Origin of the sequence: Kocuria sp. CPCC 205260 (genome assembly GCF_040981045.1) — a bacterium.
Classification (GTDB): Bacteria; Actinomycetota; Actinomycetes; order Actinomycetales; family Micrococcaceae; genus Kocuria; species Kocuria palustris.
On sequence record NZ_JAVKPT010000007.1, the window covers coordinates 94,691 to 116,574 of the forward strand.

A 21,884-nucleotide genomic window follows, 5' to 3' on the forward strand; every position below is an offset into this window, starting at 1 on the left:
CTGACGTGCCCCGCGGCGATGGGCGAGGCCGCGGGCGCCGCGGCCGTGTCACGGCCGCTGGGCACGGACCAGCATAGCGGCCAGCTAGGACCTGCTCTGCGGCACGCACCGGGCTCTCCCCGCACGGCGAGCTCGGTCGACGGGAAGCAACGGCGCAGACCAGGCCGGAGGCAGGCTCCGCAGACGACGAAGCGCCCCCGCCCGGTCCCGTGAGGGGCGCGAACGGGGGCGCTTGTGCGCTGAAGCGCTGCGGATCAGGCGCCGACGCGGAAGCGGGCGAACGCCTTGGGGGTCGCACCGGCGGCCTTCAGGACGGCGCCGACGGACTGCTTGGCGTCCTTGGCGAAGTCCTGGTCGACCAGCACGTTCTCCTTGTAGAAGCCGTTGAGGCGACCCTCGACGATCTTGGGGAGGATCTGCTCCGGCTTGCCCTCGGCCTTGGCGGTCTCCTCGGCCACGCGGCGCTCGTTCTCGACGGTCTCCGCCGGGACGTCCTCGCGGGTGAGGAAGTTCGGGGACAGCGCAGCGATGTGCACGGCGACGTCGTGAGCGGCCGTCTCGGCCTCGGCGCCCTGGCCGTCCACGGCCAGCAGCACGCCGACCTGGGCCGGGAGGTCCTTGGAGGTGCGGTGCAGGTACAGCTCCACCAGCGGGGCCTCGACGCGGGCGATGCGGCGCACGACGACCTTCTCGCCGAGCAGCGCGCCGGTCTCGGTCACCAGGTCGGAGACCTTCTGACCGTCGACCTCGGCGGCCAGCAGGGTGTCCAGATCCTGGGCGTCGACGGCCACGGCGGCGTCCATGACCTTCTCGCCGAAGGCCACGAACGGCTCGGCCTTGGCCACGAAGTCGGTCTCCGAGTTGACCTCGACGAGGTAGCCCTTCTGGCCCTCGACGCGGCCGACGACGATGCCCTCGGCGGTCGCGCGGCCCTCGCGCTTGGAGACGCCCTTGAGGCCCTTCACGCGGATGATCTCGAGGGCCTTCTGCTGATCGCCGTCAGCCTCGTCGAGGGCCTTCTTGACGTCCAGCATGCCGGCGCCGGTGCGCTCGCGCAGTTCCTTGATGTCCTTGGCGGTGTAGTTCGCCATGTGAGCTCCTTGATCGATCGTCGCCCTGTGCAGACCGTCGACGGTCCGCTCCGAGCGTGCTCCGCTCCCGATGATGCGGGATCGGAGCGAATGTCAGGTGAACAGCGGGTGGGATCGTCTCCGCCCGCGGGCTCCGTCCGGCGCCGGCGAGGGCACCGGACGGAGAGAGGATCAGCTCTCGGTGGACTCGGCGGCCGGGGCCTCGGCGGTCTCCGCCTCAGCGGCCGGAGCCTCGGTCTGCTCGCCGGCGGCGGCGACCTTGGCGGACTCGGCGGCCGACTCGGCGGACTTCTCAGCCTCGGCGGCGGCGTTGTGCTGCTCGAGCAGCTCGCGCTCCCACTCGGCCATGGGCTCCTCGGGAGCCTCCGAGCCGCCCTTGGCACCGCCGCGGGCCAGCAGGCCCTCGGCGACGGCGTCGGCGACCACGCGGGTCAGCAGGTTCACGGAGCGGATGGCGTCGTCGTTGCCCGGGATCGGGAACGTGACCTCATCCGGATCGCAGTTGGTGTCCAGGATCGCGACGACCGGGATGCCGAGCTTCTGCGCCTCGTCGATGGCGAGGTGCTCCTTCTTGGTGTCCACGACCCAGACCATGGAGGGGGTCTTGGACAGGTTGCGGATGCCGCCCAGGGTGCGCTCCAGCTTCTCCGCCTCGCGGCGCATGAGCAGGAGCTCCTTCTTGGTGTACTGCGAGCCGGCGACGTCGTCGAAGTCGATCTGCTCGAGCTCCTTCATGCGGTCGATCCGCTTGGAGACCGTGGAGAAGTTGGTGAGCATGCCGCCGAGCCAGCGGTGGTTCACGTAGGGCATGTTCACGCGGGTCGCCTGCTCGGCGATGGTCTCCTGCGCCTGCTTCTTGGTGCCGACGAACAGGATGGTGCCGCCGTGGGCGACCGTGGACTTGACGGCCTCGAACGCGCGGTCGATGTAGGCCAGCGAGCCCTGGAGGTCGATGATGTAGATGCCGTTGCGCTCGGTGAGGATGAAGCGCTTCATCTTCGGGTTCCAGCGACGGGTCTGGTGGCCGAAGTGGACGCCGTTGTCGAGCAGCTGGCGCATGGTGACGACAGACATGTCGTGCTCCTTCATTTCTGCGCTCGCGCACCCCTGGTCCGGGCATGCGGAGCGCGGTCTGCGGTTGGTCGACGGGTCCGCCGGGTCGGCGGATCGTCCCTGGCGCACCGCGTGGAGCGGCCCCGGGAACCGGGGATGGCTCTCCGTCCGCCGCCTGCGACCGGGAGGCCGAGGACCGTGGCGGGCGGGTCGGGTCTGCGAGAGGACGGAGCCTGACGGATCCCGACGACGATGCGCGCGAAGTCAGTGCCCAGCGCCGCCGCCGGTACCTGAATCAGGCATGCGGACGGCGCAGGTGGTGACACTGCGGGAGCAAGGGTACTACATGAACCGCGTCATGACGGGCCAGGCGCGGGGACTCCACAAGCGCCTGTCCGGGCCGTGACACGGGGCTCGAGGCTCCGCTGCATCCACAATCGGAGCCGCGCTGCCGCGATCCACCGCATCCTGCCCGCATGAACGCACTCGCCTCCCACGCCACCGCTTCCGCCGGCCCCGAGCAGCCGTCGCCGTCCCCCATGGCCCGACGATCGCGCAGCACGCTGCTGGTCGCGGCTGCGGTGCTGGTCAGCTGGGCGCTGTCCGCTCCGGAGACTCCCCCATCGGCACATGCCGCCTCCGGCCAGCCTGTCCGAGCTGCGGCGATCTCCACCGCGCTGCCGCTGGTCCCGGGCTCCCTCGATGCCGCCGATCAGCAGCTGCTGGCCGCCGTGCACGGGACCTGGCAGTGGCCCGTGACCATCCAGCCCAGGGTGGTCCGCGACTTCGATCCGCCGTCCGAGCGCTGGCTGGCTGGGCACCGAGGCGCGGATCTGACCGTCGGCCTCAACGGCGAGATCCTGGCTCCGGCGGACGGGCGCGTCAGCCACGTGGGCACGGTCGTGGACCGGGCGACCATCACCATCGATCACGGCGACGGCCTGCGCTCGAGCTTCGAGCCGGTCGAATCGGATCTGAAGAAGGGCGATCGCGTGCGCAAGGGACAGGTCATCGGCGTGCTCTCCGGCCGCAATCACTGTCTCGCCACAGTGCGGGCCTGCGTGCACTGGGGCGTGCGCCTGGACGATGACTACGTCCATCCCCTGCCGTTCGTGGGGGCCCAGCGACCGTCGGTCCTGCTGCCCGTGCCATAGGCCGCGCCTGCCGCGCGAAGCGCCCCGAGCCAGGGTGCTCGGGGCGCTGAGGTTCGCTGCGTAGGGCGGGCGGGGCTTGAACCCGCGACCCAAGGATTATGAGTCCTCTGCTCTGACCAGCTGAGCTACCGCCCCTCGTCCGCCCCGGGCGCCTGCACTGCGGTGCGGGCGCGAGGACGACGATTCGACAGTCTAGTCGAGCCGTCGGGTTGGCCCTGATCAGTCGCCCGCTCCCGGGCCCGAAGCCGGCGGGACGATCGGGAGGGGTCCGGTCTGCGGCCAGGACCCCAGCAGCAGATCCGGGTCCACGCCGCGGTAGAGCTGCTCGAAGACATCGATCGTGGCCGAGAAGCTGTGCTCGGCGACCATCCTCCTGCTCGCCGCTCCCATCTCGCGACGCTGGTCCTCCGGCAGCTCGAGGAGCCGCAGCAGGAGCCTGCCCAGCTGCTCGTGATCGCCGGGCAGGAACAGCCAGCCGTTGACGCCCTCGTCCACCAGGTGCGGAAGGGCGCGCGCATCGGCGAGCAGCACCGGAGAGGAGGCCGCCATGGCCTCGAGGGACACGAGGGACTGCAGCTCGGCGGTGCCGGGCTGACAGAAGGCATCGGCGCGCAGGTAGGCCACCCGCAGCTCCTCATCGGAGACGAATCCCCGGAACGCTGTTCGATCCGCGATGCCCAGCTGCTGCGCCAGCTCGGCCAGCCGGTCGTACTCACCGCCCTGGCCCACGATCTCCACGCCGACGTCGCTGCGATCCGCGATGCTCGCCACGGCCCGCAGCAGGACGTCGATGTGCTTCTCCGGGTCCAGCCGCCCGACGAACAAGACGGTCGGGCGGTCCCGCGGAGGCAGGACCTCCCCGGGCTTGAGGTCGTACTGGGCGGCATCGATCCCGTTGGACAGCGCATGCATGGGGAAGTCGAAGCCGTTGGCTCGCATGGACTCCACCGCCAGCGGGGTGGGTGCCGTGACGACGTCGCAGCGGCGGAACACCGAGGCCATATCCCGCCACGAGAACCTGCGGTACAGGCGTCGGAGCGGGTCCGGCAGCGGGAGGTACTGCTCGATGTTCTGCGGGATGAAGTGGTTGGTGCCTATCAGGCGGATGCCGCGCGACTGAGCCTCCTTGGCGAAGTACCTGCCCAGGATGTAGTGGCACTCGATATGCACCACGTCAGGGCGCAGCTCGTCCATCAGCCGGGAGATCTCGCCCCGCACCTCCCACGGGAAGCACAGGTGGAACGTGTCGTAGGTGAAGGCGGTGTGCGAGCGGAAGCGGTGCTCGGTGACCGCGCCGTCCATCCTGGTCATGGTCCGTCCCTTGCCGGGACGCGGTGCGGCGATGTGGACGTCGTGGCCCCTGCCCGCCATGGCCTGCGCCAGGCGGTGGGAGAACTGCGACGAGCCGTTGATGTCCGGCGGGTAGGTCTCCGCCACCACCAGGACCCGAAGGCGCCCGTCGACAGGCTCCGGCACGCCGTCCAGCGGGAGCTCCGGGAGCATGTAGTCATCCCGGATCACCCCGCGGGGGTCCTGGGGCGGCTGCGGATCTGCCGGGGAAGGGCTCACGGAGAATCGACTCCCGAAGGGTTGAGGGTCAGGGCGGGGTCCGCGGTCCGTCGGGCCAGGACCTCGGGGTGGAACTGGGACATCACGAAGACGCCGCTGATCGAGGCTGCGGCGCACACCATCAGCAGCACCGCGGGACCGGGACCGAAGTCGGGCCCGGCCTCGCCGAGCACCGACAGGCCGATCAGCACGCCCACCATGGGGTCGACGACCGTCAGTCCAGCCATCACGAGCTCCGGCGGTCCACTGGCGTAGGCGGACTGCACGAGCCAGCCTCCCACAGCGGCGGCCACCAGCAGGCCTGCGACGTTCACCGGGTCGATGCTCTGCCACCACGGGCCGTCGCCGATGCGCAGCTGCGCGGTGATGATCTTCATCTCCAGAGCCACGAAGCCGTAGAGCGTGCCGGCCGAGACGAGCAGCATCAGCGCGCGCCCTCTGTGCCGCAGGAGGAGCAGGGCCAGCGCGACGACGAGCAGCACCACCGCCAGGATCACCGTCACGGCGGTGCCGGCGCGGTGAGTGATGCGAAGGGCCGGATCCGTGAAGCGGACGGCGCTGAGCACGAACAGCGCCGCTCCCCCGGCGCACAGACCGAGCGCGCGCCAGGTCGCGGCATTGATCGTCAGGCCCGCGTGACGGCAGTGCAGCAGGGTGACCAGGGCCAGGCCCAGCACGCCCACGGGCTGGACGACGCTCACCGGAGCCAGGCTCAGCGCGGTCACGTTGAGGGCTGTTCCGAGGCCCAGGCAGATCAGGCCGGTCGCCCAGCGAGGGGAGCGCAGCAGGCCGAGCACGATCGGAAGCGTGAGCTTCCCATCAGCGGCGCCGGCCACGACCGCGATCGACTGCAGATGCGTCCCGAGGGCCATGAAGACCGCCGACAGCACGGCGAGTGCCAGGGCGCACCAGACCATGCGGGGACCTCCAGCCCTCTGCTTGCGGCTTCCGTGCGACGAGCCGTGAAGGCGCGTCGCAGCCCCGGACCGGTGGGTGCGGGACGAACACTGCCCGCCAGTGTAGGGACGATGCACGCTGGTGCGTCGGATCCGCACCGCTCGCCCAGTACCGCATGAGCAGACTCACAGTCGGCTCACCGCCGTGTGCGGATCGGCCGCCGCCCGGGCGTCGACCTCGGGCGAGCCCCTCGAGGCATCCTCGCATGACGTGCCCGACTCAGACCCGGACAGTCCGAAGGCCCGGCCCCCTTGCGGGAGCCGGGCCTTCGGACGGGGACCTGGCGCCTTGCGACGGCAGGAAACGGATCAGCGGCGGATGAGCCGGATGAGCAGGACCAGGAACGCAGTGCCGGCTGCGGCGGCGACGCCCATCGGCGCCGCACGGCCGCCGAGGGCCTCCTCCTTGGCCGCCTTCTTGAGGTCGACGCCCGAGGCGGAGCTGCGGGTGCGGTCCACGAAGCCCTTGGTGGTGGACTGGACCTTGTTCTTGCGGCCCTCGACGTCGTCGCGCAGCTCCTTGAGCCGGTCGCGACGGACCTTCAGGCGCTGACGCAGCTGAGCCTCGGTGGGCGCGGGCGGCGCGGTGGCGGCCTCGTCGGCCTTCTTGCGCTTCTCCTCGGCCTTGCGCTCCTTGGCCTCGGCCTCCTCGCGGCGCACACGGGCCTCGGTGTAGGCCGAGCCCTCCTTGACGACGCCGAGGTCGTACTTCAGGCCGCGGATGGTCTGGACCGGGTTGATCGGCATGGCCTTCTTGATCTGCAGGAAGCCGATCAGGCCCAGGATCGCGAGGACCACCAGGAAGAAGGCGGCCACGATCAGCGCCGAGAGCCACAGGGGCATGACGGTCGCCAGGCCGGCGATCGCCGCGGCGACCAGCGCGATGACGAGCAGAGCACCGAAGGCCAGCGCGGCGCCGAGCAGCGCGGCACCCTTGCCGAGGCTGACGCCCTTGTCCTTGAGCTCGAGCTTGAGAAGTGCCAGCTCATCCTGGAGCTGACGGGGAAGAAGCTTGCCGAAGACCTTCACGACATCCGCTATGGGTGCCGAACCCGTCTCGGCCGAACGGCCCTGATCAGAGCCCGCCGCGTGGGACATTCCCGCCTCCGTGGGGGTATCGATGGTTCATGGGCAGTGGCCACTCGGACACCGCAGTGCGCGAACAAAGTATCACTGCTGACAAGCCGATCCGATGCGCCGCGCGCGAGACCCGCCCGAGCGGCAGATCCACAGTGACGAACGCCCCGCATATGTTTAGATGCAAAGTAATATACACTTGCGACCAAGCGATTCGCGTCCGAAGCCAGGGAAAATCACCCCAAATTAACGCGGCGGCAACCGAGCCTTCTTCCCCCTCCCCGGAGCACACCCTAGAGTCATCCGCGTTACTCAACCGTGATCTTCAGTCGCCCGCGACGCTGAGCATCGGACGAGGTGACACGGAACCCGTCAGCACCACAGCGAACTGGCCTGCGGGCAGGTTCCCGACCGCTTCCCCACGGTCCTCGGACCAGTTCATAAGAGCCCCGGCTCGGATACCGATGCACACCCCCCCTTCAGGAAGTTGCAGCACCACATGAGATCTCCCCGCGCCCTCAGCGTCGCAACCACCGTCGCAGTCACCGGCGGCACCCTCGCAACCCTCGGCGCGGTTCCCGCGCAGGCCGCGCCCGAATCCGACTGGGACAAGCTCGCGCAGTGCGAGTCGAGCGGCAACTGGGCCATCGACTCGGGCAACGGCTTCTACGGCGGCCTGCAGTTCACCCAGTCGACCTGGTCCTCGTTCGGCGGCACGGGCCAGCCGCAGGACGCCAGCCGCGAGCAGCAGATCGCCGTGGCCGAGAACGTCCTGGCAGGGCAGGGCTGGGGCGCCTGGCCCGCCTGCTCCTCCCGTCTGGGCCTGAGCAGCGCAGCCGAGCCCGTCGCCAACCCGATGGCGGCCGGCCCCGCCTCGACCTCCTCGTCCTCGGCCGAGGCCGCGACCGACTCCGCAGCCGCCGGCACGGCGGTCTCCACGCAGTCCGTGGGCCCCCGCCCCACCGGTCCCATCGACTTCCGCGACGTCACCGACGCCTACTGGGCCTCCGCCGACATCGACTGGGCGTCCTCGACCGGAGTCATCGTCGGCCACCACGACGGCACCTACCGCCCCGACGCCGATGTCACCCGCGCCGACTTCCTGACCATGCTCTACCGGCTCGCCGGTCAGCCCGAGGCCGATCTCAGCGTCCTCGAGGGCTACACCGACAGCTCCGACCACCACCAGAAGCGTGCACTGGCCTGGGCCGTCGAGGAGGGCCTGATCAACGGCTGGGGCGACGGCACCCTGCGTCCGGACGCCCCGGTGGACTCCACCGCCCTGGGCCTGATCCTGCACCGCTCGGCCGGCGCACCGGCCCACACCGCCCCGGAGACCAGCCGCTTCCAGGACGTCTCCGCCTCGCAGGCCGGATACACCGAGCTGGACTGGCTGCACGACGAGGACGTCCTGCCGGACACCGACGGCCGACTGGGCGTCGGGGACGGCATCACCCGCGCAGAGGCCGTCTCCGTGCTCAACGCGGCGGTCGCCGCCGGTGTCGTCGCCGACGACACGGAGCAGACTCCCTGGGGCTCCGTCGGCGCAGCTTCGGGCTCCGGCTACGAGACCTCGGCCCAGGCCCAGGCTCAGGCGGCCTCGAACGACGACACCACGGCCATCGACGTGCAGTCGATCACCGACGGTGCCTCCAGCGCCGACGGCAAGGCCATCGTCGAGACCGCCATGCGCGGTCTTGGCGGCAACTACGTCTGGGGCGGCACCGCGTACAAGAACTGGGACTGCTCCGGCTTCACGCAGTGGGTGTACGCCCAGAACGGGGTCTCCATCCCCCGCGTGACCTGGCAGCAGTTCGGCGCCGCGCAGAAGACCTCGACCCCGCAGGTCGGCGACCTGGTCTCCCAGAACAACGGCTCCCACGTGGGCATCTACCTGGGCGACGGTCTCATGATCTCAGCCCTGAACCCGGACCAGGGCACCCTGGTCCACCCGGTGAACGCCATGAAGGTGGACGGCTTCTACACCTTCCTCTGACCCGCCTGCTCGAAGGGCCCGGCCTCTCGCTGAACTGGTGAGGGACCGGGCCCTTCGTCCTGTGCCGAGGGCTCTCTCCGCACTTCCCCTCCGTCCAGACGGCTCGCGATCCGCCCGACGACTCCCCGCCATGAGCGTCGGCGCACGCGCAGGGGCCCTCGGGGACGTATTCTGTGCAGGACACTCGCAGCACCCCCTAGACCCGCAGGAACGCCCACCGTGCCTCAGCCCCAAGACCACGCCGGCTCGACCGACGATCAGCCTCGCGTCCCCTGGGCGCGCCGCAGCGCCGCAGCGCTCGGCTGGGTGATCGGCTTCGCCGTCGCCATCGGACTGGTAGTCGCCGCCGTCATGATCCCCACGGCGTTCGTGGTCAACACCGCCTCGGCTGACGACGGCGCCTCGGACGATGCCTCGGCCATGACCGAGGAGACCGAGCTGCCGGACGAGGCCATGCAGAAGGTCACGCTTGAGGCCGCCGCCAGCTCCGGCGGGTCGGTCGAGTGGGAGGTCGACGGCCAGGTCGAGACCGAGGAATTCAGCGACAGCTGGTCCAAGAAGATCGAGATCCCGTCGGGCAGCTGGCCCCGCCTGGTGGTCACGGGCGACACGAAGGACAGCGACCTGTCCCTCGAGTGCTCGATCAAGCTCGACGACGAGATCGTGTTCGAGCACAAGGGCACCGATTCCTCGAAGACCGCGTCCTGCAGCGTCTTCGTCTGATCACTCCCGGCATCAGTCCTGCGGGCGGCCCAGCCCCCGCTCCAGCGCCGCGGTGACCTCGCGGTCCAGCGGCACCGGGCGGCCGTCGAGCTCGATCACCGGCACCGCGCGCCGCCCGCTCGACAGCAGCCACAGGGCATCGCAGTCCGAGAGCTCGGCAGCCGGAAGCGCACGAGACTCCAGCGGCATCCCCAGCTCCGACAGAACCGCGGCAGCGCGGGTCACCGTGGTACCCCGCAGAATCCCGTGCTCCTGCGGCGGCGTGATCATCCGCCGCCCTCGACGCACCAGCACGGAGGCCGTGGTGGCCTCGAGCACGAATCCGTCGGTGCTCACGAACACGGCGTCATCCGCCCCGCGGCGCCGCGCCTCCCGAGCTGCCGCCGCGTGGATCGCATAGGACAACGTCTTCACGCCGGTGAGCAGCCAGGGGGCCTCTCGTCCAGCATCCGAGCGCATGCCGCGATCGAGCAGGACCACTCGCACTCCGTCGCGGCGCTGGTCGGACAGATCCGCAGCAGGGGCGGCAGTGACCCAGGCCGTGGGCTCGGAGGCGCCCTCCGGGCCGCGGGTCACCACGATCCGCACGGTCGTCTCCCCCGCTCCGGCCGTTTCGAGGGCGCGGCGCACGCCTGCCTCCACGACGGCGCCCGAGATCTCCGGCAGCTCCAGGCGGTCGGCAGAGCGGGCCAGTCGCTGCAGATGCGCCGGCAGATCCACGGGGTCTGCGTCGTAGGCCGTGAGGGATTCGAACACGCCGTCGCCGCGGGAGACGCCGCGGTCCTCGACCCGCAGGGCCGGTGCCTCAGCGGGCAGCGGATGGAGGCACTCGCTCACGGGACGCCCTGCCGCCGCGCGGGCGCTCACGGGGTGCAGGACGACCAGCGCCTCGATCGGGCTCATGCTCCGCCTCTCGACTGCGGGACTGACGGGGTGATCCGCCCCACGCTACCGCGCGGCGTCCGAGTCAGGTCGCATACTGGGGAGCCGACGGCGATGTCCGGTCCACGGGCCCGAACACCCTGCCGAGCCATCAGATCTCACCGACCGCCTTCTGCGAAGGAGTGCCATGTCCCCGCTGTCCGCCTTCCGCCGCCGCATCCCGGCGCCCGACGGGATGTCCTGGCCGCACGTCGTGATCATCGGCGGCGGGTTCGCCGGAGCCAATGCCGCGCTCGAGCTGCGGGATGCGCGCGTTCGCGTGACCCTGATCGATCGCAACATCTACAAGACCTTTCAGCCCCTGCTGTACCAGGTGGCCACCGGCGGCCTGAACCCCGGCGACGTCACCATGGTGCTGCGCGGGCTGTCACGGAAGGCCCCCAACCTCCGCGTGCGCCAGGGCGACGTGGTGGGCGTGGATCCGCAGCGCCGCATCGTGTCCGTCGAGGACGGCGGTGCGCAGACGCAGCAGATCTCCTTCGACCACCTGATCATTGCCAACGGCATCTCGGCCAACTACTTCGGCACCACGGGGGCACGACGCCACGCCATGCCCATGTACACCCGCCAGGACGCCACGGCCATCCGCGATCGGATCTTCGCAGAGCTCGAGCGCTCGACCCGCTCCGATCCCGATGACTTCCTGCACGTCTCGATCGTCGGCGGCGGAGCCACGGGCGTGGAGGTCGCCGGTGCTCTGGCCGACTTCCGCCGCGACGAGCTGATGACCATGTACCCGGAGCTCGACGAGCGCGTCCTGCAGATCCGGATCCTGCAGCGCGGCAAGGACATCCTCAAGCAGTTCGAGGACCAGAAGCTGCGCGACTACGCGGCCGACGAGCTGCGCGAGCGCGGCGTGGAGCTCAGCACCGGCCAGGGGGTCAAGGCCGTCGGCTATGACTTCGTGGTGCTGGCCGATGACACCGTGCTGGAATCGGACATCACGATCTGGGCCGCCGGCACCGGCCCGGAGAAGCGGGTCTCCGAATGGGGCCTGCCCGTCACGGGCCGCGGTGCGCTCGCCGTCGAGGAGACCCTGCAGGTCAAGGGCCATCCGGGCATCTACGCCGCAGGAGACATCGCTTCGCTCGACGAGCCCCTGGCCCAGCTCGCACAGCCGGCCATCCAGACCGGCGTCCATGCTGCGCGCATGGTCCGCGCCGAGGTCGAGGGCCAGCCGCTGCGGCCGTTCCACTACACCAACCTGGGCGAGGCGGCCACGATCGGACGACGCGCTGCGATCGTGGTCGCCCCCGGCGAGGTCGCGATCACCGGCACCGCCGGATGGTTCGCCTGGCTGGGGATCCACGTCATGAAGCTCATGGGCGGACGCAATCGCCGCGCCGTGACCATGAACCTGATCTCCCTCTACGCCGCCCGCAGCCGGCACCAGCCGAATCCGGTCACCGGCAACGTCGATTCCATGCGCGCCGCCGCGGAGTTCACCGAGCACTCGAACAGGCGGAGGTTCGGGCCCGGACACCAGGGCTGAGCCCCGGCCGGCGGGCCCGTCCGCTCGGACGCTCAGGGCTCGCCGAGGGCCTCGGCGGGCTCGATCCCATGCCGCGAGCGCAGCCGCTCGAGCAGCCCGCGGCGCACGATCGGCCATTCCGCGGCGGTGATCGAGAAGACCACGGTGTCGCGCAGCGAGCCGTCGTCCATGAGCTGGTGGCTGCGCAGCACCCCGTCCTGCTTGGCCCCCAGCGCGGCGATCGCGGCCCGGGACTGGCGGTTGTGCCAGTGGGTGCGGAACTCGACGGCGATGCAGTCCAGGTCCTCGAAGGCCCGGGCCAGCATCAGCAGCTTGATCTGCGGGTTGACCCCTGTCCCCTGCACGCTGCGGGCCAGCCAGGTGGAGCCGATCTCCAGGCGCCGATGCTCGGACTCGATGTGCATGAACGTGGTCATCCCGACCGCACGGCCGTCGGCATCGAGCACGGCCCACGGGACCATGGAGCCCTCGGCGTGCTGGCGGTGGCGCAGCGCGATCTCCTCGGCCACGGACGCTGGTTCGGCAGCCGGGATGCGGGTGTACCACAGCGACTGCATGCCCTTCTGGCCGGCGGCGGCCGCCAGGTCCTCGGCATGCCTGTCGGACAGCGGGACGAGGGAGGCCAGCGGGCCTCGCAGCGCCGGGATGCTCAGGAAGTCGTCCATGGGCGTCAGCTTAGGCCCGGGTGTCGACTCCGCTACGGGGCTATGGGGACCTCACCGCTGGAGGTGCTTGGCCCGGGGCTGCTCCGCGCGGTGGCGCACCACCGGCTCGCCGGTCAGCGGGGAGATCCGCACCGGCTTGAATCCGAGCAGCAGCAGTCCTGCCAGCGTGGCAGCGGCCAGCGCGATGGCACCGGCCGCGATCGCGGGAACGGCGCCGTCGCTGAAGCCGTCCGGGGTCAGCTCGCCGCCTGCGGTCGTGAACACAGCCGACAGCGCCGCGATGCCCAGGGCCACGCCGATCTCACGGGCCGTCGAATTCGTCCCGGAGGCCACGGCCTGGTCCTCCGGGACGATCCCCTCCAGCACGAGCGCGATCCAGACCAGGCTGGCCGTCATGCGGGCCAGCCCGGCCACGATCACAGGGCGCACGCCGATCCTGGGCGTGATGAGCCCAGTCAACGGCGCCATGGTCCACGGCATGGTCCTCACACCGGCCTCCAGCGCCGTGGCCCCCTGGGCCACCGGCAGGAGCTGGATGAGGATGAACACCGCCCGAAGATGCCCAGCGAGAACAGCACCCCTACGACGTTCGCCACACGGCTTCTTGAGCATCTACCGCCTGCTGCGCGTCGAGATCGGGCTCTCAGCGCAGCGCACGGAGACGCTGTTGGCACGCGGGATGCTGATCAACACCCTGCTCAGCCTGCGGCTGCCGGACCTGGTGGAGACCGACGAGGACGCGAGCACGCTGCTGCGCTGCATCTTCCGCGACACGTTCGACGACGTCGTGGCCACGGCCTCGCAGCGCGCTCCGCTGCCGGAGGCCCACCGCTCCGCGGAGACCTCCGACTGAACCCAGCGACGCCGGTGAGCGCTGGCGGGGGTCAGCCCGAATGGGCGGCCAGGGCCCAGATCCGCTCACCGACCAGCCACAGGCCCATGGCGACCATGGCGATGCCCGTGATGCGGCTGATGATGCCGGCGGCCGAGGGCTGGCCGGTGAGCAGTCGTCGGGAGGCCAGGCACAGGAAGACGTTGAAGACCGCCGCCATCGCGGCCCAGGTGAGCCCGAGCGCCGCCAACTGCATCCACAGCGGCAGGGGCGCCGCCGCGGTGACGAACTGCGGGAGGAAGGCCGCAAAGAACACGAGCGACCTGGCGTTCAGGGCGCTCGGCACGGCGGCGATCAGCGGGCCGATCCCCGCGGCCACCACGAAGGCCACCACGACGTAGCCGATGCTGAGCCCGAGGACCGGAGCGGCCACCCCGCCGCCGCGCCCCGTTCCGCCTGGAGCACGCCGGTCGCCTCCGCCGCAGGAATGCTGCTCATCACACCGTCCGTTAGCAGACCCTGCCCCTCCCCGCTGCCGATCATTCAGTTCCAGATATTGGACCCCAGTGTGTGATCTACGTAACGTTCAAGATGTCCCGATACCTACCGCGTCGTCAGGACCGCAGATCGATCCGATCCGTCCGACGACCGCAGCATCACCCGGCGAAAAAGACAGAGGTGCACTGTGCAGTACCACCATCACGGATACGTCGCCCATGATCCGCTCGTGAAGGAGCCGGCCGGCAAAGGAGTCGATCGGCCGACGGACCTGCCGGACACCATGGACGTGCTCATCGTGGGCGCGGGGCCGGCCGGGATCATCCAGGCCGCCCAGCTCTCGCGCTACCCCGGCATCAGCACGCGGATCATCGACTCCCGCCCGGGCCGCCTGGAGGTAGGCCGCGCCGACGGACTCTGGGCCCGAAGCAGCGAGACCTTCCAGGCCTACGGCTTCTTCGATCGCATCAACGCCGAGGCGCACCGGCTGGTCGATGTGCACTTCTGGGGGCCCGATCCCGAGGATCCCAGCCGGATCATGCGCGGCGTGCGAGCCGAGGACCCGCCCTCGGGCGTGAGCGAGTTTCCGTTCCTGATCGTCAACCAGGCACGGGTCATCGACTACTTCGCCGAGTACGCCGAGCGCGGCCCGGCCAGGATCACGCCCGACTATGGCTATGAGTTCCTGGAGCTGGAGGTGGACGAGTCCCAGGAGCATCCGGTCAAGGTGCTGCTGCGCGATCCCCAGGGCCGCGAGCGCACGGTGCGCGCCAAGTACGTCATCGGCAACGACGGAGCCCGCAGCCGGGTGCGCGACTGCACGGACATCGAGGTCGAGAAGGACCCGTCCGCTCACGCCTGGGCGGTGATGGACGTGCTGGCCGAGACCGACTTCCCGGACATCCGCCAGAAGTGCGGGATCCTCTCGGACAAGCACGGCTCGATCCTGCTGATCCCCCGTGAGGGCGGCTTCCTGTTCCGGTTCTACGTGTCCCTGGGCGATATCGACGACAGCAACCGCGAGCAGCTGCGCGCCACGACCGTCGAGGAGGCCGCCGAGCGCGCCAATCAGATCCTGCACCCGTACTCGATCGACGTGAAGGAGGTGACCTGGTTCAGCGTCTACGAGGTGCGCCACACGGTGGCCAAGAAGTTCGACGACGTCCCCGTGGATCGGGTCGGCAGCCAGGACCCGCGCGTCTTCATCGCCGGCGACGCCTGCCACACCCACAGCGCCAAGGCCGGCCAGGGCATGAACGTCTCCATGCAGGACGGCTGGAACCTGGCCTGGAAGCTGGGGCAGGTGCTCGAGGGCCGCAGCGATCCCTCGCTGCTGGCCACGTACTCGGCCGAGCGGCAGCAGATCGCCGAGAACCTCATCGCGTTCGACAAGGAATGGTCGTCCATGATGTCCAAGCGCCCGGAGGAGCTCGACGACCCCCAGGACGTCGGGCGCTTCTACGCCGACAACGCCGAGTTCCCCAACGGGTTCGCCACTCAGTACCCGGCGTCGTCGATCGTCGGCCAGGACACCCATCAGCATCTGGCCGCCGGCTTCCCGATCGGCAAGCGCTTCCACTCCGCGCCCGTGCGACGGGTGGCCGACACCTCCCCGCGAGAGCTGGGGCATCTGTTCGAGGCCGACGGCCGCTGGCGCCTGTACGCGTTCGCGGACCAGGACGGCTCGGCCGTCCGGGAGCTGTCCGAATGGCTGGAGGGCTCCGAGGACTCGCCCGTGCGCCGCTTCACGCCGCAGGGCACCGATCTGAACAGCGTGTTCGACGCCAAGGTGATCTACCAGCAGCCGTACACGGAGATCGAGCTGGCCGATGTCCCGTCGCTGTTCCTGCCGAAGGTGGGGCCGTACGCGCTCACCGATCGTGAAGAGGTCTTCGCCGCCGATCAGGACGCCGACATCTTCGACCTGCGCCAGGTGGACCGCTCAGGCGCACTGGTGATCCAGCGTCCGGACATGTACGTGGCCCACGTCCTGCCGCTGAGCGCCCGGGAGGAGATCACCGAGTTCTTCGCGCAGAACATGGTGGTTCCGGCGACCTGATCCGTCGCCGAGCACGACAGCGCCCCGGCCGCCGTGCGGCGGTCGGGGCGCCGTCCTTCAGGCTCGGGGATGCTCCACGGCACCGAGGCGGGCGCTCACTCCACCGGCTCGAGCTCGCTCTCCACGACCCACTTGTGGTTCGTCATCTCCATGCCGTCCATCGTCATGTCGACCATGTAGACGGTCTCGTCGGTGGAGCTGTCGATGGTGGCCTCGGCACCCTCCATGCCCTCCATGTGATCGGCCTGGAGCACGACCTCGGTGCCGTCGGCCAGCGGTGCCTCGCCCGGGTCCTGCAGCTCCTCGTGCACGACCCACTTGTGGTCCTCCACGGGCTCGCCGCCATCGATCGGAGTGTAGGACACGGCATAGGTGGTCGTGTCGAAGGCCCCGGAGACGGTGGCCTCCGCACCCTCCATGCCGGGCATGTGATCGGCCGTGACCCGGACCGTGTCCCCCACGGCGAAAGTCGGGTCCGACGCCTCCTCGATGCCCTCGGGCGCAGGCCCGCCGTCAGGATTGTGGGCGTGCCCGCCCTCCTCGGAGTGGCCCTCGTGCGCGTTCTCGGAGGCTGCGCCCGAGGACTCCGAGGTCGACGACGCAGCGGCCGAGTGGCCCTCGTGGCCGCCTCCGACGCTCTGGTCCTCTTCACCGGTGCCGCACGCGCTCAGCAGCAGCAGCCCTGCCGCTGCTGCAGTGGCCGCGCCGGTGGTCCTGAAGGTCCTGTTCATGTGATCGATCTCCTCTGATTCTTCAGTTGCCGTGCTGGATAGCGGGCCTTGCGGCCCGGTGGGGAGGGCGTCAGCCCTGGCGTGAGGCCCACTGCACGGACGCCTCCGGCGAGAGGTCCAGCCCGCGCAGCGTCTGGGCGTTGAGCGCGACCACCACGGTCGAGGCGCCCATGAGCAGCGCGCCCACGGCCATCGGCATCACGAAGCCGATGGGGGCGAGCACGCCGGCGGCCAGCGGCACCGAGATGAGGTTGTAGCCGGCGGCCCACCACAGGTTCTGCAGCATCTTCCGGTAGGACGCCTTGGACAGCCGCACCACGGAAACAACGGAGCGGGGGTCGTCCGAGGCCAGCACGATGCCGGCCGAGGCCATCGCCACGTCCGTGCCCGCACCGATCGCCAGGCCGACGTCGGCCTGGGCCAGGGCGGGCGCGTCGTTCACGCCGTCGCCCACCATGGCGACCTTGCGGCCCTTCGACTGCAGATCGCTGACGCGCTCGTTCTTGTCCTCGGGACGCACCTGCGCCTCGATGCGATCGATCCCGAGCTCGCGACCCACGGCCTCGGCCACGTTCTGGGCGTCGCCGGTGAGCATGGCGGTCTCAATGCCCAGATCGTGCAGGGCCTGGATCGCCTCGCGGGCGGCCGGGCGCACCTCATCGGCCAGGGCGAGCGCGCCGATCGTGCGGCCGTCGCTGAGCACATAGAGCACGGTGCGTCCGTCGCGGTCCCACTGCTCGCTCGGCAGGGCCTGCGCACCGGTCTGCTCGAGCAGCCCGGGCCCGCCCACGCGGATCTGCGCGCCGTCGACGACGGCGGACACGCCGATCGCCGTGGAGCTGTCGTGCCCCGTGGCCTGCGGGATATCCAGACCGCGATCCTGCGCAGCCTGGTCGATGGCACGGGCCAGCGGGTGCTGGCTGCGAGCCTCCGCCGCAGCCGCCAGGGCGATCAGCCGGTCCTCGTCGAGGCCCTCGGGGGCATCGTCGGCCAGCTGGACGCCCAGCAGGGCCGGCTCGCCGCGGGTCAGGGTGCCGGTCTTGTCGAAGACGACGGTGTCGATCCCGCGCATGGTCTCCAGCGCGCTGCGGTCGGTGACCAGCACGCCCTGACGGGCGGCCCGACCGGTCGAGATGGACACGACCAGCGGGATCGCCAGGCCCAGGGCGTGCGGGCAGGCGATGACCAGCACCGTGACGACGCGGGTCAGGGCCATGTCCGGGGTGCCGACGATCGTCCAGACCACCGCGGTGATCACCGCGGCCCCCAGGGCGAACCAGAACAGCAGCGCCGCGGCACGGTCGGCCAGGCGCTGCGCGCGGGTCGACGACGACTGCGCCTGCTCGACCAGACGGCGGATGCCGGCCAGAGCGGTGTCCTCGCCGATCTCGGTGACCTCGAGGGTCAGGGGCCGGTCGGTGGCCACGGTCCCGGCCACGACCCGCTCGCCCTCACCACGGGACACCGGGGTGGACTCGCCGGTGACCATGGACTCGTCGACGTCTGCCTGGCCGTCGATGACGCGGCCGTCGGCCGGGATGCGTCCACCCGGGCGAACGACCACGCGGTCCCCCACGCTGAGCTCCGAGGGCGCGACGGTGCGCGTGGAGCCGTCGTCCTGGAGCAGCTCGGCCTCGTCGGGCAGCAGTGCGGCCAGCTCATCGAGAGCGCTGGAGGTCCGCGCCAGGGAGGCCATCTCGACCCAGTGGCCCAGCAGCATGATGACCACCAGCATGGCCAGCTCCCACCAGAACTCGAGCTGCGGGTCCAGCAGGCCCAGATGGCTTCCCCACGAGGCCAGGAAGGCCACGGTAATGCCCAGGGCGATCAGGGTCATCATGCCGGGGCTGCGCTGCTTGATCTCGTCGACCGCGCCCGTCAGGAACGGGCGGCCGGTCCAGAGGTACAGCACGGTGCCCAGGATCGCGGGGATCCAGGCGATGACAAGGCTGTCCGGCAGGTCGTAGCCCACCAGATGCGCGAAGGCCCCGCTGAGCAGGACCGTGGGGATCGCCAGGACCACCGAGATCCAGAACAGGCGGCGGAACATGGCCACATGGTCGTGATGACCGCCGTGACCTCCATGTCCCCCGTGGCCTTCATGGCCGCCATGGTCCTGGTGGTCATGCTTCTCGTGCGCGGCCGGATGACCGTGCTGCTGATGCTGTGAGTGCGTCGTTTCCACCATTCCTCCTATACATGACTATACCCCCATGGGGTATTAGATCCAATCGACCGGCGCACCCGCCCCCAGCGGCACCGGCTCCGCCGAGCCGCCCCGTCGGCCGCCTGTCGATGAGCAGATTGCATACACTCACGAATGGGGTGCGGTGCCCTTCGTGCTGCGGCCCCGTCATGAGAACCCGTGCGCTTCATCGCGTGATGAAGGCACTGCACCTCACGGGAGAGGCCGGAGCATGAATGCAGACGTGATCGTCATCGGAGGCGGACTGGCAGGTCTGGTCGCCAGCGATGAGATCGCCCGCGCCGGCAAGCGGGTGCTGATCGTCGAGCAGGAGAACGAGGCCAACCTCGGCGGCCAGGCGCACTGGCCCTTCGGCGGCATGTTCCTGGTGGACTCCCCCATGCAGCGCAGTCTGGGGGTCCGCGACTCCTTCGATCTCGCCTGGCAGGACTGGCAGGGCTCGGCAGCCTGGGACCGCCTGGACGGCGAGCACCCCGAGGACGAATGGGCCCAGCAGTGGGGCCGTGCCTACGTCGAGTTCGCGGCCACGGCAACTCCGTGCCCAGGTTCCACATCCCCTGGGGCGCCGGCACCGGCATCTCCGAGCCGTTCGTCGAGAAGGCTCGCGCCGCAGCCGAGTCAGGTCTGGTGCGCTTCGCCTTCCGGCACCAGGTCGACGGCCTGATCTTCGACGGCGACCAGGTGAGCGGCGTGCATGGGACCGTGCTCGAGCCGGACACCGCTCGTCGCGGAGCGCCCTCGAACCGGAATGCCGTCGGCAGCTTCGAGTTCCGGGCCCAGGCCGTCGTCATCGCCACCGGGGACATCGGCGGCAATCACGAGCAGGTGCGCCGGTGGTGGCCGTCTCGCCTGGGCACGCCGCCGCAGAAGATGCTCACAGGGTCCCGTAGTACGTCGACGGGCGCATGCTCGACGTCGCGACCGAGCAGGGCGTCCGGCTCGTGAACCGGGATCGGATGTGGCACTCGACGGAGGGCCTGCAGAACTGGGATCCCGTCTGGCCCGATCACGCGATCCGGATCCTCCCCGGTCCGTCGTCGGTCTGGCTTGATGCGCGCGGGCGCCAGCTGCCCGCCCCGGGCCTGCCCGGCTACGACACGCTGGGCACCCTCGAGCTGCTGCTCAAGAGCCGTCTGGGCTCGGGCGCCCCCGGGCCGGTGCAGGACTTCATGGATCACGGCGACGCCTTCGTCATCGCGGACACCCCGCCCGAGCTCGTCGATGGGATGAACGCCCTCACCGGAGACGACCTCCTGGACCGCAGCGCGGTCGAGAGCATCATCCGGGCTCGGGACAACGAGATGACCAACCTCTACTCCAAGGACGCTCAGGCCATGGGCATCCGCAACAGCCGCCGCTACCTGGGCGACAAGATCACCCGCACCGCCAAGCCGCACCGGATCCTCGACCCCGCCCACGGGCCGCTGATCGCCGTGCGCCTGTGGATCGTCACCCGCAAGACCCTCGGCGGGATCCAGACCGACCTCACCGGCCGGGCAATGCGCGCCGACGGGCAGTCCATCCCCGGGCTGTACGCGGCAGTCGAGGCGGCCGGCTTCGGCGGCGGCGGTGCCCACGGCTAGAACGCGCTGGAGGGCACCTTCCTGGGCGTGTGCCTTTTCAGAGGCAGGATGGTCGGCCGCTCACTGGCGAAGGCCCTTTGAGCCTCCCTCCCCGATCATCCTCCGAGAGGCCGATTGGGACTGCCGCACCGTTAGGTGACATCTTGACCTGACCTATCCGTGCAGCAGACCCCTTCAGTCGGCACCGGTCGTGCGCGGCCCCGCGGCGAGCGCCGGGGTCCGCGCGCCAACGCACTCGCTCGCTAGCGCACCATCCTGAGCTCGCGCAGGTCTGACAGTCGCGGGTCCACCGTCTCGGTCCCGTCCGCGCGGAAGCCATTGCGCTCGTAGAAGCGGATGGCGCGCGCATTGGCCGCGGCGAAGCCCACGATCCGTCCGGCCACCTCCGCGACGCGCACCGCGCTCCGGCCGGCTTCATCGCGCAGCAGATCGTCCCACATGGTGCGACGACGCCACTGCGCCGTCTCGTTGTAGAAACGCTCCGGGAGCATGCCCGCGTACGTCTCACGCCAGGAACGCACGTGGACGGCCGCGAGGGCGGGAGCGTCGTCGGGCTCGGGGAGACGGATGGTGAAGGCGGGCCGTGTCATGGGTCGGACCTCTCGAGGGGCGCTGCCTCACGACCGAGGATTAGGGCCAGTCCGGCCTCGAACCGCGGAGCGCTGTCAGTGGTGGGCAGCCCCATGGCCTCGCGGGTCTGCTGAGCGGTGACGGAGCCCAGTATGAACCGGACCAGGGTCAGGGCCGTATTCTCGGCGGTCCGCTGCGTGAGACCCGTGGCGGACAGGGCCGCGACGAGTAGCGGAACCGGCGGCAGGTCGAGCGGATCGAGGGCGTGGGCCACGCCGACGACCTCCGCGCCGTCGCGCACCGCGAGGATCAGCCGACGGAACTCCGCGGCAACCCGAGCGGGGTCGAGGTGGCCGGGCTCGGTGCGGCCGTCATCGGAGCGCCCCGGACCCGCCCCGTCGTGACCGGCCGAGCGGGCGGCGCGGGGAATGGCGTCGTCGTGCACCGCGCGGTCGGCGGCGAGCGGTGCGACCATGCGCTGGGCGAGCACCGCCAGCAACTCCTGCTTGTTGGCCACGTGCCAGTAGAGGGCGCCGGGCTGGACCTCGAGCTCCTTGGCGAGGCGGCGCATGGAGAGATCACCCAGGCCGTAGCTCTGCAGGATGTGCCACGCGGCATCCACCACGTCATCGCGGTTCAGGGCCACGGTGCTCCTCTCGGGGTGCTCGGTCGGGTGCTGCGTGTGAC

19 protein-coding genes, 1 tRNA gene and 1 pseudogene are annotated in these 21,884 nt (G+C 70.4%); 7 read left to right on the forward strand and 14 right to left on the reverse strand.

All coding sequences use genetic code 11. The annotated features are described in order from the left end of the window. Positions 1-254: 254 nt before the first annotated feature. Both tsf and rpsB read right to left on the reverse strand, forming a co-directional pair. Positions 255-1,091 carry a translation elongation factor Ts gene (gene tsf, locus RF645_RS11070; RefSeq protein ID WP_204782004.1) on the reverse strand — a complete coding sequence of 279 codons (837 nt, stop codon included), beginning with the start codon at positions 1,089-1,091 and terminating at the stop codon, positions 255-257. A 171-nt stretch (positions 1,092-1,262) separates the two neighbouring features. Next, positions 1,263-2,165 carry a 30S ribosomal protein S2 gene (gene rpsB, locus RF645_RS11075; RefSeq protein ID WP_024290135.1) on the reverse strand — a complete coding sequence of 301 codons (903 nt, stop codon included), beginning with the start codon at positions 2,163-2,165 and terminating at the stop codon, positions 1,263-1,265. A gap of 455 nt (positions 2,166-2,620) precedes the next feature. Here rpsB and RF645_RS11080 point away from each other — a divergent pair, with 455 nt between their 5' ends. Next, entirely contained in the window at positions 2,621-3,298 is a 678-nt protein-coding gene (locus tag RF645_RS11080) for a M23 family metallopeptidase (RefSeq protein ID WP_368819089.1), read from the forward strand. 61 nt (positions 3,299-3,359) lie between these two features. On the opposite strand, the gene RF645_RS11085 is transcribed toward RF645_RS11080, so the two are convergent. From RF645_RS11085 to RF645_RS11100, 4 genes are all read right to left on the reverse strand, one after another. Further along, a tRNA-Ile gene (locus RF645_RS11085) sits at positions 3,360-3,433 on the reverse strand. 84 nt (positions 3,434-3,517) lie between these two features. Next, positions 3,518-4,867, reverse strand: coding sequence for a glycosyltransferase (locus RF645_RS11090; RefSeq protein WP_327033637.1), 1,350 nt, complete (start codon positions 4,865-4,867; stop codon positions 3,518-3,520). Continuing rightward, the gene (locus RF645_RS11095) at positions 4,864-5,784 is read right to left on the reverse strand and encodes a DMT family transporter (protein WP_006214439.1); all 921 of its coding nucleotides are present in this window, start codon (positions 5,782-5,784) and stop codon (positions 4,864-4,866) included. Before RF645_RS11095 ends, RF645_RS11090 begins: the two co-directional genes overlap by 4 nt. A gap of 348 nt (positions 5,785-6,132) precedes the next feature. Then, on the reverse strand, positions 6,133-6,921 hold the full coding sequence (locus RF645_RS11100) for a phage holin family protein (protein ID WP_006214438.1): 789 nt from the start codon (positions 6,919-6,921) through the stop codon (positions 6,133-6,135). Between the two features lie 478 nt (positions 6,922-7,399). Between RF645_RS11100 and RF645_RS11105 the strand changes: the two genes are divergently transcribed. Further along, positions 7,400-8,896, forward strand: a complete 1,497-nt coding sequence (locus RF645_RS11105) for a transglycosylase family protein (protein ID WP_006214436.1) — start codon at positions 7,400-7,402, stop codon at positions 8,894-8,896. 219 nt (positions 8,897-9,115) lie between these two features. Further along, on the forward strand, positions 9,116-9,619 hold the full coding sequence (locus RF645_RS11110) for a hypothetical protein (protein ID WP_006214435.1): 504 nt from the start codon (positions 9,116-9,118) through the stop codon (positions 9,617-9,619). 12 nt (positions 9,620-9,631) lie between these two features. On the opposite strand, the gene RF645_RS11115 is transcribed toward RF645_RS11110, so the two are convergent. After that, positions 9,632-10,522 carry an aminotransferase class IV gene (locus tag RF645_RS11115; RefSeq protein ID WP_006214433.1) on the reverse strand — a complete coding sequence of 297 codons (891 nt, stop codon included), beginning with the start codon at positions 10,520-10,522 and terminating at the stop codon, positions 9,632-9,634. A gap of 166 nt (positions 10,523-10,688) precedes the next feature. On the opposite strand from RF645_RS11115, the gene RF645_RS11120 reads away from it, so the two are divergent. Next, complete coding sequence (locus RF645_RS11120) at positions 10,689-12,053, forward strand: NAD(P)/FAD-dependent oxidoreductase (RefSeq protein ID WP_006214432.1); 1,365 nt, start codon at positions 10,689-10,691, stop codon at positions 12,051-12,053. Between the two features lie 32 nt (positions 12,054-12,085). On the opposite strand, the gene RF645_RS11125 is transcribed toward RF645_RS11120, so the two are convergent. Together RF645_RS11125 and RF645_RS11130 are read right to left on the reverse strand one after the other, a co-directional pair. Next, entirely contained in the window at positions 12,086-12,718 is a 633-nt protein-coding gene (locus RF645_RS11125) for a GNAT family N-acetyltransferase (RefSeq protein WP_006214431.1), read from the reverse strand. Between the two features lie 51 nt (positions 12,719-12,769). Beyond that, entirely contained in the window at positions 12,770-13,267 is a 498-nt protein-coding gene (locus RF645_RS11130; protein WP_006214430.1) for a hypothetical protein, read from the reverse strand. A 55-nt stretch (positions 13,268-13,322) separates the two neighbouring features. Here RF645_RS11130 and RF645_RS11135 point away from each other — a divergent pair, with 55 nt between their 5' ends. After that, on the forward strand, positions 13,323-13,571 hold the full coding sequence (locus tag RF645_RS11135; RefSeq protein WP_006214428.1) for a hypothetical protein: 249 nt from the start codon (positions 13,323-13,325) through the stop codon (positions 13,569-13,571). 31 nt (positions 13,572-13,602) lie between these two features. On the opposite strand, the gene RF645_RS11140 is transcribed toward RF645_RS11135, so the two are convergent. Further along, on the reverse strand, positions 13,603-13,983 hold the full coding sequence (locus RF645_RS11140; RefSeq protein WP_006214427.1) for a hypothetical protein: 381 nt from the start codon (positions 13,981-13,983) through the stop codon (positions 13,603-13,605). Between the two features lie 252 nt (positions 13,984-14,235). Between RF645_RS11140 and RF645_RS11145 the strand changes: the two genes are divergently transcribed. Then, the gene (locus tag RF645_RS11145; protein ID WP_040560693.1) at positions 14,236-16,107 is read left to right on the forward strand and encodes an FAD-dependent monooxygenase; all 1,872 of its coding nucleotides are present in this window, start codon (positions 14,236-14,238) and stop codon (positions 16,105-16,107) included. A gap of 95 nt (positions 16,108-16,202) precedes the next feature. Here RF645_RS11145 and RF645_RS11150 read toward each other — a convergent pair whose 3' ends face one another. Continuing rightward, positions 16,203-16,838, reverse strand: coding sequence for a YdhK family protein (locus tag RF645_RS11150; protein WP_006214423.1), 636 nt, complete (start codon positions 16,836-16,838; stop codon positions 16,203-16,205). Positions 16,839-16,908: 70 nt separating this feature from the next. Continuing rightward, positions 16,909-19,026, reverse strand: a complete 2,118-nt coding sequence (locus tag RF645_RS11155; RefSeq protein ID WP_051990432.1) for a heavy metal translocating P-type ATPase — start codon at positions 19,024-19,026, stop codon at positions 16,909-16,911. Between the two features lie 229 nt (positions 19,027-19,255). On the opposite strand from RF645_RS11155, the pseudogene RF645_RS11160 reads away from it, so the two are divergent. After that, positions 19,256-20,627: pseudogene (locus RF645_RS11160) on the forward strand (FAD-binding protein). Between the two features lie 242 nt (positions 20,628-20,869). On the opposite strand, the gene RF645_RS11165 reads toward RF645_RS11160, so the two are convergent. Both RF645_RS11165 and RF645_RS11170 read right to left on the reverse strand, forming a co-directional pair. Beyond that, positions 20,870-21,217 (reverse strand): hypothetical protein, encoded by a 348-nt coding sequence (locus RF645_RS11165; protein WP_040560692.1) that lies wholly within the window; start codon positions 21,215-21,217, stop codon positions 20,870-20,872. After that, a complete protein-coding gene (locus RF645_RS11170) occupies positions 21,214-21,843 on the reverse strand; it encodes a TetR family transcriptional regulator (protein WP_006214415.1) in 630 nt (209 codons plus the stop codon). The genes RF645_RS11165 and RF645_RS11170 overlap by 4 nt, the downstream gene beginning before the upstream one ends. Positions 21,844-21,884: the final 41 nt, after the last annotated feature.